Source organism: Anaeromassilibacillus sp. 1001302B_160321_C8, assembly GCF_015554745.1.
GTDB classification, from domain to species: domain Bacteria; phylum Bacillota; class Clostridia; order Oscillospirales; family Acutalibacteraceae; genus Anaeromassilibacillus; species Anaeromassilibacillus stercoravium.
Window position 1 is genome coordinate 55401 of sequence record NZ_JADNJD010000003.1, and the last position, 17855, is coordinate 73255.

Here is a 17855-nt window from a genome sequence, read left to right on the forward strand (position 1 = left end):
ATATATATGTAGCCGTTTGAAGAGCTATGCGGCACATGAACGGCATTCCAAAGCGAAAAAATAAAGTCATTTTGGGAAGGGGGCTTCCCAAAATGGAATTTTTCCGATATAATGATAAAGTATGTTTTTTAGTGCCGTTCGTCATAGCGGCAAAATCACCCCAATGGCAGTGAAAAAATTTTTTAAAAAATTTTTTATGGCTGCAATAAAAACGATGATTCGTTCATTATGTTGATAGAGGGATGAAAATGTTGGTTCCAGGAAACCGTGACGACGGGAAAAAGGAACAGTTGACGGATTCTCTGATGCGTGAGGTTGCGGACGGTGACAGGGCCGCTTTCGAACAGCTGTACCGCATCACACAGAACTCTGTTTATTGTTATCTTTTGGCCATCGTCAAAAGCCACTCGACGGCGGAGGATCTGATGCAGGATACCTATCTTTCCGTCCGCAAGTCGATACGACATTATATTCCTCAGGGAAAGCCCCTGGCTTGGATTTTTACAATTGCTAGAAATCTGGCCTATATGGAGCTTCGCCGGGCCCAAAGGCAGGAGTCTTCCGATTTCTCTGAAGAAGAGAATCATGTCGGAGTAGATGTGATCTCCAATACCATCGACAATCTGGTATTGCAGAAGGCGCTAGAGATCCTGAACGAACAGGAACGGAATATCGTCCTCTTGCATGTAACCCAGGGGTTCAAGTTTAGAGAGATTTCCTCCCTGCTCGATATTCCAATTGGCACGGTTCTTTCCTGTTACAACAGGGCGATCAAAAAACTTTACAAAGCTGTAAATGAAGATCGCGCTGGCTGATTTTTTTGGGCTCTGGTCTAAGCACTTTCTACAAGGATAGGTGCGATATGAGACTATGACAAAAAAAGAAATGAAGCAATCCTTGAGAAATGCCGTTCTGACAGCGACTCCCGATGTACTGGGCGAAATCCTGGCGGTACAGAATGACTCGTCTGTTGTGGAGTTTAAAAAGGAGAGCAACCCAAAATCGCATATCATCTCCTTTAGAATGGCAAGTTGTGCGATTGCTGCGGCGTTGATGTTGTTTGTTGGAATTTTCTTTATGGTTCAACCTACAGTGGATTCCATTGTCAGCATTGACGTGAACCCGAGCATTGAGCTATCTGTGGATCCGCAGGATACGGTAGTGAATTGCCGGGCGTTAAACGAGGACGCCGTAAACGTTTTGGACGGTATGGACCTGAATCGGATGGATTTGGGGACAGCAACAAACCTGATTATTGAGGCGATGCTTCAAGAAGGGTATCTGTCCGCGGATAGTCCAGAAAACACCATCTTGATCTCTGTAGCCAATGATGACGCAGAAAAAGTGCAGCGCTTACAAAGCAAGGTGACCTCCAGCGTGGATGCCACCCTGAAGCAAAATCATACGAAAGCAACGATTTTGCAACAGAGCGATCCTGTTACCGACGATGTTAAATCCTTTGCAAAGGATAATAACATTTCGGTTGGGAAAGCGGATTTTGTAAAGAAGATTGCGGAAAAAGATCAAAATTTGAATTCCAGTGATCTAGCTGCGATGTCGATTAAGGAGCTTGCTTCCTTGGTTGATATCCATCAAATTGATCTCAGCGGCATTGTTACAACGGAAATCGATCCAGAAGTTCCAGAGGAACCTGATTTTGTTGATTCGGATGGCGACGACAACATAGTCAAGAACCCAGGAAATGAGAGTTCGAATCCGGAAAACAATCCGAGCAGTGTGCCGGAGCAAAGGCCGGTTCTGCCGGAGAGTGGTAATAGTGACGTGGTCAAGGACAGCGGTATCCCTCCTCAGACTTCTCCAGAAAGCAGCGAACCTGCCGAGGAAAAGCCATCGGAGAACAGCGGTTCGGCAGTAACCAGTGATCCAGCAGGTACGACCCCCATTGATGATCCGGATCAAAAGGTACTTATTGAGGAAGGCGAATCCAGCCCCTACTGTGAGTACTGTGGAAGCTTGCTTTCCGTCTGTGAAGGCAAATGTGACCAGTCCGAAGGAAAACAGTATTGTAAATATTGTGGTCAATTGCTTTCCGTGTGCAATGGAACCTGCCCTGGGACGCAGATGTCCGAGCAGAGTGATCCCCCCGCGGAAACGGAGTTGGACGAAAATCTTGGCAGCATTGATGGTTTGATGATCACGCAGGGTAGCGTGATGCAAAAAGGGTAAGAATATACCTCCAATAAAGAAGAAGCCGTGGTAAGTTTCCACGGCTTCTTCTTTTTTCTCTAAATAGCTACAGTCACCATTCTCCCTCTTCCCCGTTTTGAAATCTTTGAAAAAATTTTAAGCGGAAATCCAAAGGGATTGGGTGGATTTTATTTCATCTTTTCTCATTCTTATGTTATAATATATAGAAATGTCTCATCACGCGGCAGAGGGGCAGACTCCTGCCGGAACGGAAAGGATGAACCACGTTGAAAATAAAAGATCTATTACAAAACAAAAAAGTGACTTTTTCCTGCGAGATTTTCCCCCCTAAAGCGGGTGCGGATATGAGCAGGATGGATGAAATCATTCGGGATATTGCGGCATTACATCCCGATTTTATCAGTGTCACCTACGGCGCGGGCGGCAGCACCTCCAAACGAACGGTGGAAATTGCATCAAAAATCCAGGATACATACGGAATTCCCGCTATGGCGCACCTGACCTGTGTCTCCTCCACCAAAGAGGAGGTTGTAACCATGCTGGACCGTATCGAGGAAAACCATATTGAGAATATCCTTGCGCTGCGCGGCGACATCCCACAGGATATGGACTTCCCTTCCCCCCAGCATTACCGCTATGCCTGCGAGCTGATCCAAGACATCCGCAGCCAGAAGGGAGACCGCTTCTGCATCGGCGGCGCCTGCTATCCGGAGGGCCATGTGGAATGCGAGCACAAGGAAGACGACATCGACTATTTGAAACAGAAGGTGGAGAGCGGCTGCGATTTCCTTACCACCCAGATGTTTTTTGATAATAATGTGTTTTACAACTTTTTGTACCGCATCATGGCAAAGGGCATCCAGGTGCCGGTTGTCGCAGGCGTGATGCCGGTAACCAACAGCCGGCAGATCAAGCGCTCCTGCGAGCTTTCGGGGACAACGCTCCCGCCGCGCTTCAAGGCCATTGCCGATACATTTTCCGACAAGCCGCTGGCGATGAAACAGGCAGGGATTGCCTACGCGACGGAACAGATTATTGACTTGCTTTCCAACGGGGTTAACCATATTCACCTGTATACGATGAACAATCCGGAGATTGCCGCAAAGATTATGGACAACCTCTCCGGCATTCTGCGGGACGAAGAAGCATGAAAATAGACCAGCGGGAGGTCCTGCGTTACTTAGGGTATAAGGGCTCGGAACCGGATGCGGAAATTTTGCACACCATTGCGGACTGTGCGCGGGAATTGGAAGAGTCCGCAACGCCGCATCACATTTTGCAGGCAGTAGAACTTTCCCGGCCAAATGCGGATACGCTGGAATTTGCCGGTATGATTGTGCATAGCAGGGATCTGTTCCAACATCTTTCCGGCTGCGAAGAAGCGGTTTTGTTTGCAGCCACTTTGGGTGCACCGGTCGATTTGCGGCTAGAGCGCTGTGCCAAAGTGTCGATGAGCCGCGCGGTGGTGATGCAAGCCTGTGCCGCCTCCCTGATTGAATCTTACTGCGACGAATGCCAAGAACCAATCGCACAGGAAGCGGCCAGCCGCGGCCTATATTTGCGCCCGCGCTATAGCCCCGGATACGGCGATTTCGACATCTCTTATCAAAGGGAATTTTTAACGGTCTTGGATTGCCCAAAGCGGATTGGGCTGACTATGACCGACAGCTTCATGTTGGCGCCGTCCAAATCCGTGACTGCGGTGATTGGTTTGACTGCGGAGGCGCAGAGCTGTCATATTGCGAAATGCATGACATGTAAAGCGAAATCTTGTCCATTCAGAAAGGATTGAAACTATGGGGGTTTTGGAGCTTCTCGGAAAGCGCATCGTCTTTTTTGACGGCGCTATGGGGACCATTTTACAGCAAAACGGCTTGGGGGCTGGGGAACTGCCCGAGCTTTGGAATCTGGAAAGGCCGGATCTGATCGAGCAGATTCATCGCGACTACCTCGCTGCCGGTGCAGATATTGTAAAGACCAACACGTTCGGGGGAAATGCGATCAAATTGCGCGGATGCGGCCGCTCGGTTCAGGAGATCGTGGAAGCGGCGGTTTCCCATGCACGGCACGCGGTGGAATCCTGCGGCCGGGATGCATATGTTGCGATGGACATCGGTCCCACGGGAAAACTCCTGCGCCCATTGGGGGACCTTTCCTTTGAGGAAGCCTACGAAGCCTTTAAAGAGGCGGCACAATGCGGAGAGAAAGCCGGCGCTGACCTTATCTTAATTGAAACCATGAGCGATACGTATGAAGCAAAGGCGGCGCTGCTGGCGGCAAAAGAGAACACCTCCCTCCCCGTGTTTGTCACGATGATCTTTGATGAGAAAGGCAAGCTTCTCACCGGCGGCGACATTGCCGCAGCAGTCGCTCTTTTGGAAGGGCTGGGCGCTGACGCCATTGGCTTCAATTGCGGCCTCGGGCCTGAACAGATGCGCACTCTCTTCCCCCAACTTCTGGACTGCTGTTCCATCCCTATGATTGTAAACCCCAATGCGGGGCTCCCACGCAGTGTGGATGGGCGCACGGTATTTGACGTAGGTCCGGAAGAATTTGCCGCCGTGATGGAGGAACTGGTCCGCGAGGGCGCTTGGCTTGCGGGCGGCTGTTGTGGAACCACCCCGGCGCACATTGCGGCAATGATCCAGCGCTGCAAAACGATCTTCCCCGCCCCCCTGCAACCGAAAGAACGCACGGTGATCTCCTCCTATTCCAAGGCGGTCTGCTTTGGAAAGCGGCCGCTGTTGATCGGGGAGCGCATCAATCCGACTGGGAAATCACGTTTCAAACAGGCCCTGCGCGAAAATGATATGGATTACATCCTCCGCGAGGGCATCGCCCAGCAACAGGCTGGCGCGCATATTCTCGACGTGAACGTTGGCCTGCCGGAGATCGACGAAACGGCGATGATGTGCCGTGCGGTCACAGAACTGCAAAGCGTTGTTGACCTTCCCTTACAGATCGACACCTCCAATGCGGAGACCATGGAACAGGCCATGCGCCTTTACAACGGCAAGCCGCTGATCAATTCGGTCAACGGAAAGCAGGAGAGCATGCGTAGCATCTTCCCGCTGGTGAAAAAATACGGCGGCGTGGTGATCGCCCTGACGTTGGACGAGTCGGGGATTCCCGAAACCCCGGAGGGAAGGCTTGCTGTGGCAAAAAAGATCGTAGAGACAGCGGCCACATACGGGATTCCAAAGCGGGACATCGTTGTGGACGCGCTGGTTATGACCATCAGCGCCGGACAGGAAGCGGCAGCGGTGACGTTGGAAGCGCTGCGGTTGATCGAAAATACTTTAGGCGTACACACTTCGCTGGGGGTTTCCAACATATCGTTTGGATTGCCGCAGCGCGATAATGTCAATGCTGCGTTTTTTACTATGGCGCTGCAAAGCGGATTGAGCGCCGCAATTGTCAATCCGAATTCGGCGGCTATGCGCAAAGCCTATGATGCATACTGTGCCCTGAGCGGTGTTGACCAACAATGTATGGACTACATCGCCCGGTATTCCGAGCAGCCTTCGGAGTCTGCGCCAAAGGCTTCTGGCATGGAGATGAGCTTAGGACAGGCGATCATCAGCGGCTTGAAAGAGAGCGCACACGCCGCCGCAGAACAGGAATTGCTGACGAAAGAGCCGCTTGCGGTCATCAACGAATCGCTGATCCCCGCATTGGATCGCGTCGGCAAGGATTTTGAAACAGGGAAACTCTTCCTTCCGCAACTGTTGATGAGCGCGGATGCAGCTAAAGCCGCTTTCGAAGTAGTGCGGACAAAATTGGACAGTATGGAAACGTCCACAGCGAGTGTCAAAAAGGATAAGATTGTGCTGGCGACGGTCAAAGGCGATATCCACGACATCGGCAAAAACATTGTGAAGGTATTGCTGGAAAATTACAGCTACGATGTGATCGACCTTGGAAAGGACGTACCGCCGGAGAAAGTCGTAGAGGCCGTGGTACAAAACGAGGTCAAGCTGGTAGGCTTGAGTGCCTTGATGACCACGACGGTGGTAAATATGGAGGAAACCATCCGGGAATTGCACAAGAATGCTCCCGACTGCAAAGTGATGGTTGGCGGCGCGGTCCTGACGCAGGAATATGCCGATATGATCCATGCGGATCACTATTCCAAAGACGCGATGGACTCGGTCCGGTACGCCCATGTGATCTTCGGCGACCCTTCGGGGGAGGAATAACATGGCTTCCAGTGAATCCTTTTTGCAGTTTATCTTGAGCTAGCTCGATGGTTTAGAGGGGAATTTCCAGCCGGAAAATGATGGGAGAGTACTCCTCTACGTCTGCGGGAAGGGGATCGGCGGGATCTACGATGACCGTTTTCTGATAAAGCGGACGGTTCCCGGTGAAGCGCTTCTGTCCCAAGGATGCGAAGCCCTCCCCTACCCCGGCGCTAAACCGATGCTGTTGGTCGAGGAGGTTGACGACCGGGAATTCTTACAGCGCCTTGTCCTCTGCACGTACGAAGCGCTGCCAGAGGCGAAAAAGCGCCCATAATGAAGAATTTGTGCTGTCCGGCGGAAGGGTTAAAATTTTCGCTGGGCAGCGTTTTTTATGGTTATAGTTGTGGTTGTGACCCTACTTTCCAGATTTTTCAGCCGGCAATCTTCGGTTTGCTTTTCCGTGTCCGTTGTGATAAAATGCAAACGATCTTTTTTCGAGTTTTGCTATAAGGAGGAACATTGCATGGGGCCTTACGATACCCGGAATATGGAGCTGCATGAGAAACAGGGCGTAGCCTATCTGACCTTTCCAGCCTTCTCTGCTGTTCCATTTGTGCGGCACGCGTTTTCCACCCGGGTGGGAGGCGTAAGCCGCGGGGAATTTTCTTCCATGAATTTGAGCTTTCATCGCGGCGATCCGGATGAGACAGTACTGACGAATTACCATCGGTTTTGCGACGCCGCGGGCTTTTCATTCGACTCCCTGGTGGCTTCGGCCCAGGATCACCACACAGAGATCCGGCGCGTCACCAAGCGGGAGTGCGGTATTGGAATCTGGCGCCCTCGCGATCAGGAAAGCGTGGACGGGTTGCTCACGGATGAACCCGGGGTCACGCTGGTGACGTATTATGCGGACTGCGTGCCGCTTTACTTTTTGGATCCTGTCCATCGGGCCATCGGCCTTGCGCATGCCGGTTGGCGCGGGACGGTCGCGGGGATGGGCATCAAGATGGTGGAGGCGATGGCGCATAAGTTTGGCAGCCGGCCGGAGGAATTGCTCGCCGCTATCGGCCCCTCCATCGGTCCCTGCTGCTACGAAGTGGACCAACCGGTGGCGGATGCATTCGCCGCGAGGACGGATTGGAAACCGGAATGCTTTTTGCGGGATTGCGGCGACGGAAAATATATGCTCAACCTGTGGGAAGCAAACCGCCGTGCATTGCTGCGCGCTGGCCTTTTAGAGGCGCACATCTCTGTTGCGGAACTTTGCACCCAATGCCATGCCGATTGGCTCTTTTCCCATCGTGCCAGCGGCGGCAAACGGGGCGGTATGGCAGCATTTTTGGCTTTAAAGGAGGATGCGGAATGCCGGAGCTGATCGAACAGTGTACCCTCTGTCCCCGCATGTGCGGTGCCCGGCGCGATGCGAAATCGGGCAACGGCTTTTGCCGCATGGGAGTGAAGCCGGTCGTAGCCAGGGCAGCCCTCCACGCCTGGGAAGAGCCCTGCATCAGTGGCAACAAAGGATCGGGGACCGTATTCTTTACAGGCTGTTCCCTGCAATGCGTTTTCTGCCAGAATGAGCAGATCAGCGTGCGCCGCGAGGTGGGTCGTTCCTTAACCCCGCAGGAACTTTCCGACGTATTTTTTCACTTGGTAGACCAAGGGGCGCACAACATCAATCTGGTCAACCCAACACATTTTGCTGTTGGAATCGCAGAGGCCCTGCGGCTTCGCCCTCTTCCCGTGCCCGTGGTGTATAATACCAGTGGTTATGAGCGGGTGGAGACTTTGCGGATGCTGGATGGGTTGGTCTCTGTCTATTTGCCGGACTACAAGTACCGCGACTCCGCATTGGCGCAGCGCCTCTCCGGGGCGGCCGATTATCCGGAGCGTGCGGCGGAGGCCATCTTGGAAATGGCGCGGCAGACTGGCCCGGCCATTTTTGACGGAGATGGAATGCTCCAGCGCGGGACGATTGTGCGGCATTTGATCCTTCCAGGCCATACGCGCAATTCGATCGAGGTTCTCGACTGGATCAAAAACAATTTGCCGGAAGGCGTGCTCGTGAGCTTGATGGCGCAATATGTTCCCTGCGGGCGGGCAGCAGAGTTTCCGGAGATCAACCGCCGGATCACCAAACGGGAATACGAGAAGGTACAGCAGCATCTGTTCGACCTGGGGCTGGATGGGTATGTACAAGAGCGCACATCGGCACAAAAAGGGTTTATCCCCCCGTTTGATTTAGAGGGGCTTCCCCCTCTTGGCGCGCAAGAAACATGAGAAAATTTGGCTGTTGCTAGAAGGGACGGATGGCATGGAAAAAACAACCTTTCGGACGCCGCGCCGGAGCGAACGCCGGGCCTGGAGGAGAAAGCGGCTGGGTCTGCCCAGTTATTCGACGGCTGAGGAAATCTGGAATGCGATTTCCCACGGTCTGGGCGCGGCCTTCGCCATTGCAGCGCTGGTAATCCTGCTGGTGCAGGGACAACACAATGCGCTCACCGTGGTGAGCGTTTCCATCTACGGAAGCACCATGGTTCTTCTGTATACGGTATCCACGCTGTACCATGCATTGGGAGTGGGGCGTGCTAAGAAGGTGTTTCAGGTGCTGGATCACTGCACCATCTATCTATTGATCGCCGGCACGTATACCCCTGTCTCGCTCCTTTGTATCGGCGGTTCAACCGGATGGTCCCTGTTTGGCTTTGTCTGGGCGGTTTCCCTCTTGGGAATCGTACTCAACGCCGTCGATATGAAGCGTTTTCGCGTGATTTCTATGATCTGTTACCTGGGGCTCGGCTGGTGCGTGCTCTTTTTCCTTCGCCCGCTGATTGAGAGCCTCGACAGAATTTCCCTGCTCTTTTTGGTGACCGGCGGAGTGCTCTATACAGTCGGGGCGATTTTATATGGCGTCGGCCGAAAAGTAAAATATATGCACTCTATTTGGCATTTTTTCTGTGTCGCAGGCAGCTTTTTCCACTTTTTGGTGATTTATAACATCGCAGTTGTGTAGCGCTTATTTTTGTTCGTCAAAAATTTACAATTCCTTTACGAAGCTTCGGGAGAGCTGCGGTATACTAAATGCAAGCTCTACCGGAGCTTTTTGTTCAATGGCATTGGAAGGAGGTTCCCAAAATGGAACTTTTGCAGAGAGAAATGTCCTTCGAATCTCATGCAGACGGCGAACGCATTTTTGTCCGGATTGTGGAACCCGCGGATCGGACAACCGTGAAGGGCGTTCTACAGATTGCACATGGAATGGCGGAACACAGCCTTCTGTATATGGATTTTGCCACATATGTGGCGTCCAACGGGTTTGCAGTGGCGATTAACGACCATTTAGGCCACGGAAAAAGCGTTTCCACAGGTGGTTCTTATGGATACTTTGGTGAGAACGGCTGTGAAAACCTATTGCAGGATATGCACAAGCTGTATGAAATCATGCGGCACGATTACCCGGATATCCCCTATCTCCTGTTGGGACACAGCATGGGATCGTTTTTAGCAAGGGCCTATAGCGCCCGATATGGCGAAGAGCTTTCCGCAGTGGCCTTCCTCGGCACCTGCGGTCCCATCCAAAGAAGTCTTCTGACGGGGCGGCGGACATTTGCGGAGGCAAAGCGGAGAAAATTCGGCCCCAAAGCGCACGATGCTGCGTTTGCAAGGTATTCTACAGGGCGGTTCAACCGTGTATTTGCGCCAAACCGCACCAAACACGACTGGCTCAGCGGCGACGACCGCTTTGTTGACCAATACAACAACGACCCGCTCTGCGGGTTCGATCTGACCATTTCCGGCTATTGCGATATTCTCCAGCTGCAAGAACAAATCAGCTCTCCCCGCTGGTATCGCAGCGTCCCGCGGAACATCCCCATTCTGTTGATGAGCGGGGACCGCGACCCGCTGGGAAACTTCGGAAAAGGGATCCGTCAGCTGGCGCAAAGGCTTGTGCGCACGGGCCATGATGTCCAATTGATCCTCTATCCTGGGGCGCGTCATGTTGTGTTGGGTGAGTCCAATCGCCAAGAGGTCTATCAAGATCTTTTACAATTCTGTGAGGCCGTTACAGCCATGCCGGAAACCCTGCCGAAGGCGGCTTCTGAATAAGAGAAATGCACATATAAAAAGAGCTTGCCTCTTCCCTTTTTGGGATAGAAGCAAGCTCTTTCTGTTTTGCTGCGCTTTATTTCAGGTTCCAGTTCATTTTCCTCAAACCATTGAACGTCAAGGACACTTCCCCTGTAGTCTCCTGCACCGGGATCGTATACGTGAAGAGGGTCCCAATGTCGTTGGATTCGCCCTGTGTCGCCGTAAATGTTTCATCGCCGTAGGAACCCGTCAATTCTGCCTTTAAGATGGCCAGATGTGCGGTACCGTCCGAAACAATTTGGTATTCTTCCTGTGTTGCAGATACAAGAAGCGCATAATTTTGGAAGAAGTCGTATTTCGGCGTCGCCATAAAGGTGACCAAGTACCCATCGTCCGCCTTCTCCACACTGGATACTTCGATGGAGCAGTCCCCGTCATTATAGACGCTGACACCGCTGTTGCTCTCCAGATTGTCGAGATTGATTGTAAAAGATGCAGGTGTTTCCAACGTCTCCACGTTATATGTATAGGATTCCACGGTTTGTACAATCATGCCGAACCCATTTGTGTGCGTACGGTAAATTGCAATTGCGAAGAACATCAATAGCAGGACGATACCGCACATGTAGGCTTTTTTATTCAATTTCCGGCGGGGTTTTCCGTTTTCATCCAGCTCCGGTTCTTCAGGTTTGTCCGTGGCTTCTGGTGATTCCAGGGAGGTATTTCGTTCTTCCAATTCTTCATTTGTCTCCTGGAGCTCTTCAGGAGTCCATTGGTCTTGCGTGTTTTTTTCGTCCAAATTATTCACCAACTTATCTTTGAATTTCACTTCCGGTGCATTCGGCACAAAAGCGTCTTGTGAAACATTATATCATAAATGCGCTGCATTCTCTATATATTTTTTATGAATGTCCAGATGTCCGAATGGGATGTCCTTTCGGACACCAATCGAGGCAGCGTAAGGAGTATGCTGGGAATGTATGGAACCTTTTCAATGAAACGAATACTGGCGTTATTTTTGGTTTTGGTCGGGGCGGCGGCGGGCGTTTTTACCTATGTACAGATGGGTCACGTGAAAGCAACAAACGCCCAGGTACAGCCGGAGGGAATTCAACTTCCCATCATCATGTACCATAGCATGCTTCGGAATGGGAGTGGGGAATACACGATTTCGCCGGAGACCTTTGAAGAGGACCTCCGCTATTTGAAGGACAACGGCTACACAACGATCCACATGCAGGATCTTCTGGATTATGTCAACAAGCAAGTCCCTTTGCCAGAAAAGCCGGTCATGCTCACCTTTGACGATGGATACTACAACAACTACTTATATGCGTATCCATTGGCAAAAAAATATGAAAGTAAAATTGTCATTTCCCCCATCGGCTATTATACGGACCAATTTAGCAAGGCGGACGCCAACCATGCGACCTATTCGCATATGACCTGGGATCAAATTAAGGAAATGATGGATTCCGGCTATGTGGAATTTCAAAACCACACCTACAACCTCCATTCGAGCGACGGGAAGCGTTTAGGGGCCAAAAAACTGCGCGGGGAAAGCCTGGAGGATTATACGGCGCTCTTGACCAAAGACATCACCCAAATGCAACAGGAAATGCAGGAACACACCGGATATACTCCTACGACCTTTGTTTATCCGTTTGGTGCTATCAGTGACGCGGCCGTGCCAATTGTACGCAGTTTAGGCTTTTCTGCAACGCTTGGTTGCGCCAGCAAGGTCAATCAGATTACACAGAACCCAGAGTGTCTATATGAATTGGGGCGCTTCCTGCGACCACCGGGGAAAAGCAGCGCAGATTTCTTCCGAAAGATCGCCCCGCCTCAAGCAAGCGCATCCTGAACCGGATATTGTGAAAGAGAACCTTGATTACCATTGATGGGAGGAATCACACCATGCCGATTATCTATCTGAGTCCGTCCTTACAGCCCTTCAACAAATACGTAAACGGTGGCGACGAGCAATACTACATGAATTTAATTGCAGACGCCATGGAACCCTATCTGCGTGCAAATGGTATCCAGTATGTACGCAGCAGCCGGGACATGACATTGGGGCAAGCCATCCGGCAATCGAATGAGGGCTATTATGACTTACATCTTGCCCTGCACTCCAACGCTGCGCCGGAGAGCCTGTCTGGGCAACTCCAAGGGACCGACGTATACTACTATCCGGCCAGTGTCCGAGGGAAGCAGGCTGCGACCATCATTGCCGACAATTTCAAGAATATTTATCCGCAGCCGAACTTGGTGAAAACCGTCCCCACAACCCGGCTGGCAGAGATCACCAAGACAAATGCTCCTTCTGTATTGATTGAGGTCGCCTACCACGACAATCCGGAGGACGCCGATTGGATCCGAAACAACATCGACCGGATTGCAGCAAATATCGTCCAGAGCCTCACGCAGTATTTCGGTCTGCCGTTTATCGACAATCCGCAGCCTCCGCGTCAAGGGACCGTACAAACGCAGGGAGGAAACCTGAACATCCGCGCAAGGCCCAGCCGCGATGCGCAGGTGATCGGGCAGGCGCCCAATGGGGCGACGGTTACCATCAACGGCGAATGGCAAGGATGGGATGTCATTAGCTACAATGGAATTGTAGGCTATGTAGACAGTTCCTATATTGTGTAGACGAAAGGCACATCCTCTTTAATCCCAGCAGAAAAGGCCGCTTCTCGGAGCACATGCAGCGGGAAGCGGCCTCTCTTTGTTTTTCGATTATGCTTCTGCAAGCATCTGCAGGATCTTCTGCTTCGGGCGGACGCCAACGGAGGACGCGACCGGCTTTCCATCCTGCATCACGATCAAGGTCGGAATGCTCATCACCTGGAACTGCTGCGCCAACTCCGGGCAATCGTCGATATTTACCTTGCAGACCTTCAGTCCATCGGGGGCTTCCTCCGCGATTTCATCAACGATGGGAGAAAGCATTTTGCACGGTCCGCACCAACTAGCCCAGAAGTCGATCAGCACCTTGCCTTGTGCGGTCTCTGTGTTGAAATTATCCTTTGTCAATTCGATTACTGCCATTTTTATACCTCCTATTTCCTTATCGTTTCTCCATTTATTGCGATCATACATGGGTATGATCTTTTGTTAAGAGCGCCTTTCTTCAAGGGTTTGCTGCACAATGTCATGCATCATGCTGTCCGTGAGGGTGCCCGTAACATAGCCAAAGACGTTCCCTTCTTTATCGATCATGAAGGTGGTCGGGAATGCCGTTACGCCATATGCGGCAAAGATCTCCCCGGTCGTATCCATCACAACTGGATAGGTGTAACCATTGTCTGAGAGGAACTGCGTGACCTCCTCGATTGTGCCGTCCTGATTATACGGGACGTCGTCGGTCTTGGGGTTTGCAACGCCAAGGATCACAACCTCGTCGCTGTTTTGATTGAATTCCTCGTACATCGCCTGGATATCGGGCATCTCCTGCTTACAAGGGCCGCACCAGGTCGCCCAGAAGTTAAGGAACACCACCTGGCCCTTGTAATCGGAAAGCGTATGGGGCTCTCCGTTTTGGTCGGTCAGTGTAAAATCCGGAGCTGGGATTTCTGGAATTTCTTCCTCTGAATTCTCCGTCTCAGAAGACGCTGGAGCGCTGCTGTCCGTCTGTGAGGCTTCGCTGTTTGCCGGAGGCACCGCGGATGTACTTTCCGAAGAAGCTGTGCTGTCCCCCGTCCCACCAAAGCTGGACAGGTATCCAGTGACGCCGTTCATCCAGCCAGTAATCATCATGACGCCCATTAAGATCATCAGGATTCCGCCGGCCTTCACGGTGTACTTGACGACCTTCTGATGCTTTTTAAAGAAGTCCAGCAGCGTGCTGGTAAACAGGCCCACCGCGAGGAACGGGATCACGAAACCCAAAGTGTAGACGCCGATCAAGGCAAAACCGGTTGCCGCCGAGTTTGCAGAAGAGGCCATCAGCAAAACACTCGCCAAGGCAGGCCCTACGCAGGGGGTCCATGCAAAACTAAAGGTGAATCCAAGCACCAGAGCGACTAACGGATTCATTGCCAGCCGGTCAAGACGGAACGGCAACCGGTGTTCATTGCTGAGGAACCGGGAGCCAAAGATTCCGAGCTGGTACAAACCAAACAGAATCACGATCACGCCACCGATGCGCGCAAGCAGCATCCGGTTTCCACTGAAGAAACGCCCTGCCGCGGTAAAACCGAAGCCCAAAAGGAAGAACGCAAAGCTGATGCCTATTACAAAAAATAAAGTGTTCAGAAGGACCTTTTTGCGCTGGTAGTGGACCGTCCCATCCGGGTCGACGGTTTTTGTGCCGCCCGCCAAGTAACCGATATAGAGCGGGACCAGCGGAAGTACACACGGGGAAAAGAAGCTCAAAATACCCTGTAAGAAAACAGTAATAGCGGATATGCTTGTTTCAACTGAAAAGCCCATACAGGACCTCCTCTTCGATGAATTTTAAGGTCTATGCAAGGAGTTCTTTTGTTGCCAGCGAGAATGAAAAACCGCTTTGAGCGGTGACCATACTACAGATCCTCTGTTTATGGAATTTTCTGAGACCCCTGGCCAAAAATATGATCTTCGATTTTTTGAATGGTGATGCTGTCCAAATGCGTCCGGCAGAGTTCATCAAGCTGTCCATAGATATCATCCATAATGGCAGCCATACCGGAAGCAATCAAACACTTCATATCGGTATCCCCACTTTGCCAATTGGCAGAGACAAAACGCATATCCAACGCCTCACTGATCTGACGGAGCGTCACGGCGGCGGGGTCTAGGATAAAATGGTATCCGCCGTCAATCCCCTCTTTCGTATCGACCAACCCAGCTTTTTTTAATTTTGCCATAATTTTACGGATACGCGCTGGATTGGTGCATACATTTTTCGCCAGTTCTTCACTGGAAAGTGTGGTTCCCATATGGTTTAAAAAGACAAGCGTATGGACGGCCACACTAAATTCGCTATTCAAAATCCCACCTCCTTTTCCTCCCCATAGATGGTTCTGAATATGGAGGGGCCGCCACCTAAGCAGGATCAGAACCTGTTCATGGAAGACACGATGATAAACCGTCCTAACTGTTCTCAATTTAATTTCAGTTTCTAACTGTTAGTATAATGAGAACAGTTAGATTTGTCAATCCTTATTTTTCAAATGGGATCGATCCAAATTTTTAAGAAATCCGGCAAAAGATCGCCAAGAATACCATTATCGAAATGTCACGACGCAAAATATGTGATTTTTTAAAAAATTCACGATCGTTTAAACGATAAGTGCATGGTGATAACCATTTTAAAACCTTTTGAAAGCAAAAACAGGACATCCCGAAAACGGGATGTCCTGTCCCCTCCTCAAAATATTATCCAATTGCTTTTCTAATTCTCACGAGATCTAAGACGTTTACCGCACCGTCTTCATTGCAATCTGCCCGGGCAAACTGCTGTTCCGTCAACTCTACGTTTCCTAAGATATACTCCTCTACCAGATCCATATCAGACTTCGACACCTGGCCGTCGCCATCGACATCACCAAACACGGGCTCCCCTGCTGTTACAGGAATCTCGATGAATACCGTCTCGCCTTCGTTCTGCACATCGTAGTATTCACCAGAGCTGCTCAACCTCTGATAGGTCAAGGTGATAGTGGTACTGCCAGCATCTTTCGATGTTACAGTCACATTTCCACCGTCCACGGATACATCTGCAATGTCCTCGTCCGCAACAGTTGCCTGCACACGGTTCAACACATTTGCCAACGGTAACTTTGCTCCTGACGCGCTTTCGATATCCACAGAGAAGGAAGCGGAGTTTCCTTCCTCGATATCGATGAAAAGGGTGTCCACATCTGCACGCATTGTGTACGGCGCTGTGCCGGATGGCACCGGCCGGTCGCTTGTGCTCTGATCCACCCAGATAACTGGGTTGCCATCCGCATCCAATTTCGTCTCATCGATATACATCCGATCTGTATACAACCTTCTGCCACCCGTCGTCGAAGAACGGCCGTGATAGACGTAATAGCTCTCCGTCCCATCGGGTGTTGTAATAAAGCTTCCATGTCCGGTCGAATATACGCTCAACTCTTCATCCTGCGACAGGATCGGATTCAGATCATACTTATCCCACGGGCCGAGCGGGTTATCCGCAACCGCATAGCCAACACCGTAGTTTTCGTTCTCATAGTTGTTGCAGGAGTAAAGAATATAGTAGATCGCTTCGTCTTCCCCATCGCCGTCCTTGTCATAGTAGTACTTCAACGTCGTGGAGCCTTCTGCCCATCTACGGTCTTTCTTTCCGCCATTATACTTCTCATAGTCGTTGACGTGCGCGTTTTCCCATTCTTGCTTTTCACCGGCATAGTTAATAATCGGAACATATCCGTCTTTCCGGACATCTTCTGTATCTTCCGGCGACTTATTTGCGTTGATGTACTCCTCTTTCACAGTCGGCATCGTGCTTCCCGTCGGATCATCCCACCAATCGGTGTTCAATTCTACCGCGTAGATATTGGATTCCTCGATATATTTACCTAGATCCTCGTCCCATACCCAGTTCCGGTATGCATTTCTTGAATAGTACAGATACATCCGGCCGTCGTCATCGAAGAAAACATTGGCATCGATGGTCGGGATATAAGTACCCTTGGGCGCAGTCATACCCTCTTCCAGGCTTGCCGGCGGTTTCATCTGTTTCTCATCCATAATCAAGTTGACGTCATAATAATCTGGGTCATAGGGATAATAATCGATCGGTTCGTCGTCAATGATATGGAATGGCCCTTCCGGCGTTTCAGACACGGCCACGCCGATCTTACAAGCCTCTTCGAAGTCGGCATAGGCAAACGCCTCTTCACGCAATTCGGGCTTCAACATTGCGGAATAGAAGATATAAAACAGGCCGGTCTCTTCATTCTTATAGACTTCTGGCGCCCAGAACCAGGTGGACCCCCATTGGTTCGGGTCATTTCTTTGGATTGCCCCATTGGAAGCTTTTTCCCAGGTTACCAGATCCGGTGACCGGTAAACGCCAAAATAGTAGCCGCTGTTTGCCCCATCCGTGCTATAAGCATAGTAATAGCCACTGTCGTCATCATAAAGGACATACGGATCCGCTGCCGGGATCGTTGCGTTGTTGTAATAGGTTGCATTTGTCTCGGAGTCTGAAGCGGTGCCTGGAAGCTCTGAAGTGGCCGAAACGGCTGGGATCGCCGCTGTTACAGCAATCATAACCGCTAACAGAGCTCCTACACTTTTTTTCCATCGTTTCATGCAATTCTTCCTTTCTGTTTGTTTTGTCTTTTTTCGGAACATTTCAACCAAACTGTTTTCTTACTTGCCAAACATAAAACATATCAAAAGAAATTGGTTCCGCCATATCATATCATAGAACCAACGTCTTTTTCAGTTGCA

At 50.9% G+C, this 17855-nt stretch carries 17 protein-coding genes; 11 read left to right on the plus strand and 6 right to left on the minus strand.

Annotated elements, in window-relative coordinates:
- The first annotated feature begins 248 nt into the window (after nucleotides 1-248).
- From I2E77_RS03040 to I2E77_RS03060, 5 genes are all read left to right on the plus strand, one after another.
- Nucleotides 249-815: an RNA polymerase sigma factor gene (locus I2E77_RS03040; protein ID WP_191362673.1), complete on the plus strand. Its 567-nt coding sequence runs from the start codon at nucleotides 249-251 to the stop codon at nucleotides 813-815.
- 55 nt (nucleotides 816-870) lie between these two features.
- Nucleotides 871-2187 carry an anti-sigma-I factor RsgI family protein gene (locus I2E77_RS03045; RefSeq protein WP_191448430.1) on the plus strand — a complete coding sequence of 439 codons (1317 nt, stop codon included), beginning with the start codon at nucleotides 871-873 and terminating at the stop codon, nucleotides 2185-2187.
- A 248-nt stretch (nucleotides 2188-2435) separates the two neighbouring features.
- Entirely contained in the window at nucleotides 2436-3320 is an 885-nt protein-coding gene (gene metF, locus I2E77_RS03050; protein WP_087232060.1) for a methylenetetrahydrofolate reductase [NAD(P)H], read from the plus strand.
- Complete coding sequence (locus I2E77_RS03055) at nucleotides 3317-3961, plus strand: vitamin B12 dependent-methionine synthase activation domain-containing protein (RefSeq protein ID WP_195450599.1); 645 nt, start codon at nucleotides 3317-3319, stop codon at nucleotides 3959-3961. The genes metF and I2E77_RS03055 overlap by 4 nt, the downstream gene beginning before the upstream one ends.
- A gap of 4 nt (nucleotides 3962-3965) precedes the next feature.
- Nucleotides 3966-6368 carry a homocysteine S-methyltransferase family protein gene (locus tag I2E77_RS03060; RefSeq protein ID WP_191405925.1) on the plus strand — a complete coding sequence of 801 codons (2403 nt, stop codon included), beginning with the start codon at nucleotides 3966-3968 and terminating at the stop codon, nucleotides 6366-6368.
- 52 nt (nucleotides 6369-6420) lie between these two features.
- On the opposite strand, the gene I2E77_RS14055 is transcribed toward I2E77_RS03060, so the two are convergent.
- Nucleotides 6421-6552: a hypothetical protein gene (locus I2E77_RS14055; protein WP_273701023.1), complete on the minus strand. Its 132-nt coding sequence runs from the start codon at nucleotides 6550-6552 to the stop codon at nucleotides 6421-6423.
- A gap of 321 nt (nucleotides 6553-6873) precedes the next feature.
- On the opposite strand from I2E77_RS14055, the gene pgeF reads away from it, so the two are divergent.
- The 4 genes from pgeF (at nucleotide 6874) to I2E77_RS03085 (ending at nucleotide 10460) form a co-directional block, all read left to right on the plus strand.
- A complete protein-coding gene (pgeF, locus tag I2E77_RS03070) occupies nucleotides 6874-7728 on the plus strand; it encodes a peptidoglycan editing factor PgeF (RefSeq protein ID WP_195450600.1) in 855 nt (284 codons plus the stop codon).
- Nucleotides 7716-8633 carry a radical SAM protein gene (locus tag I2E77_RS03075; RefSeq protein ID WP_243252508.1) on the plus strand — a complete coding sequence of 306 codons (918 nt, stop codon included), beginning with the start codon at nucleotides 7716-7718 and terminating at the stop codon, nucleotides 8631-8633. Before pgeF ends, I2E77_RS03075 begins: the two co-directional genes overlap by 13 nt.
- Before the next feature lie 34 nt (nucleotides 8634-8667).
- A complete protein-coding gene (trhA, locus tag I2E77_RS03080; protein WP_195450601.1) occupies nucleotides 8668-9366 on the plus strand; it encodes a PAQR family membrane homeostasis protein TrhA in 699 nt (232 codons plus the stop codon).
- 122 nt (nucleotides 9367-9488) lie between these two features.
- The gene (locus tag I2E77_RS03085; protein ID WP_195450602.1) at nucleotides 9489-10460 is read left to right on the plus strand and encodes an alpha/beta fold hydrolase; all 972 of its coding nucleotides are present in this window, start codon (nucleotides 9489-9491) and stop codon (nucleotides 10458-10460) included.
- 76 nt (nucleotides 10461-10536) lie between these two features.
- On the opposite strand, the gene I2E77_RS03090 is transcribed toward I2E77_RS03085, so the two are convergent.
- The gene (locus tag I2E77_RS03090; protein ID WP_191362665.1) at nucleotides 10537-11178 is read right to left on the minus strand and encodes a hypothetical protein; all 642 of its coding nucleotides are present in this window, start codon (nucleotides 11176-11178) and stop codon (nucleotides 10537-10539) included.
- A 258-nt stretch (nucleotides 11179-11436) separates the two neighbouring features.
- On the opposite strand from I2E77_RS03090, the gene I2E77_RS03095 reads away from it, so the two are divergent.
- Together I2E77_RS03095 and I2E77_RS03100 are read left to right on the plus strand one after the other, a co-directional pair.
- Nucleotides 11437-12306 (plus strand): polysaccharide deacetylase family protein, encoded by an 870-nt coding sequence (locus tag I2E77_RS03095; protein ID WP_243252509.1) that lies wholly within the window; start codon nucleotides 11437-11439, stop codon nucleotides 12304-12306.
- A gap of 53 nt (nucleotides 12307-12359) precedes the next feature.
- The gene (locus tag I2E77_RS03100) at nucleotides 12360-13097 is read left to right on the plus strand and encodes an N-acetylmuramoyl-L-alanine amidase (RefSeq protein WP_191395405.1); all 738 of its coding nucleotides are present in this window, start codon (nucleotides 12360-12362) and stop codon (nucleotides 13095-13097) included.
- Between the two features lie 87 nt (nucleotides 13098-13184).
- On the opposite strand, the gene trxA is transcribed toward I2E77_RS03100, so the two are convergent.
- From trxA to I2E77_RS03120, 4 genes are all read right to left on the minus strand, one after another.
- Complete coding sequence (gene trxA, locus I2E77_RS03105; RefSeq protein ID WP_087232084.1) at nucleotides 13185-13496, minus strand: thioredoxin; 312 nt, start codon at nucleotides 13494-13496, stop codon at nucleotides 13185-13187.
- 66 nt (nucleotides 13497-13562) lie between these two features.
- Nucleotides 13563-14879, minus strand: coding sequence for a redoxin domain-containing protein (locus tag I2E77_RS03110; RefSeq protein ID WP_195450604.1), 1317 nt, complete (start codon nucleotides 14877-14879; stop codon nucleotides 13563-13565).
- Between the two features lie 107 nt (nucleotides 14880-14986).
- Entirely contained in the window at nucleotides 14987-15418 is a 432-nt protein-coding gene (locus I2E77_RS03115; RefSeq protein WP_191362661.1) for an RrF2 family transcriptional regulator, read from the minus strand.
- Between the two features lie 388 nt (nucleotides 15419-15806).
- Nucleotides 15807-17714, minus strand: coding sequence for a family 43 glycosylhydrolase (locus I2E77_RS03120; protein ID WP_172749608.1), 1908 nt, complete (start codon nucleotides 17712-17714; stop codon nucleotides 15807-15809).
- Nucleotides 17715-17855: the final 141 nt, after the last annotated feature.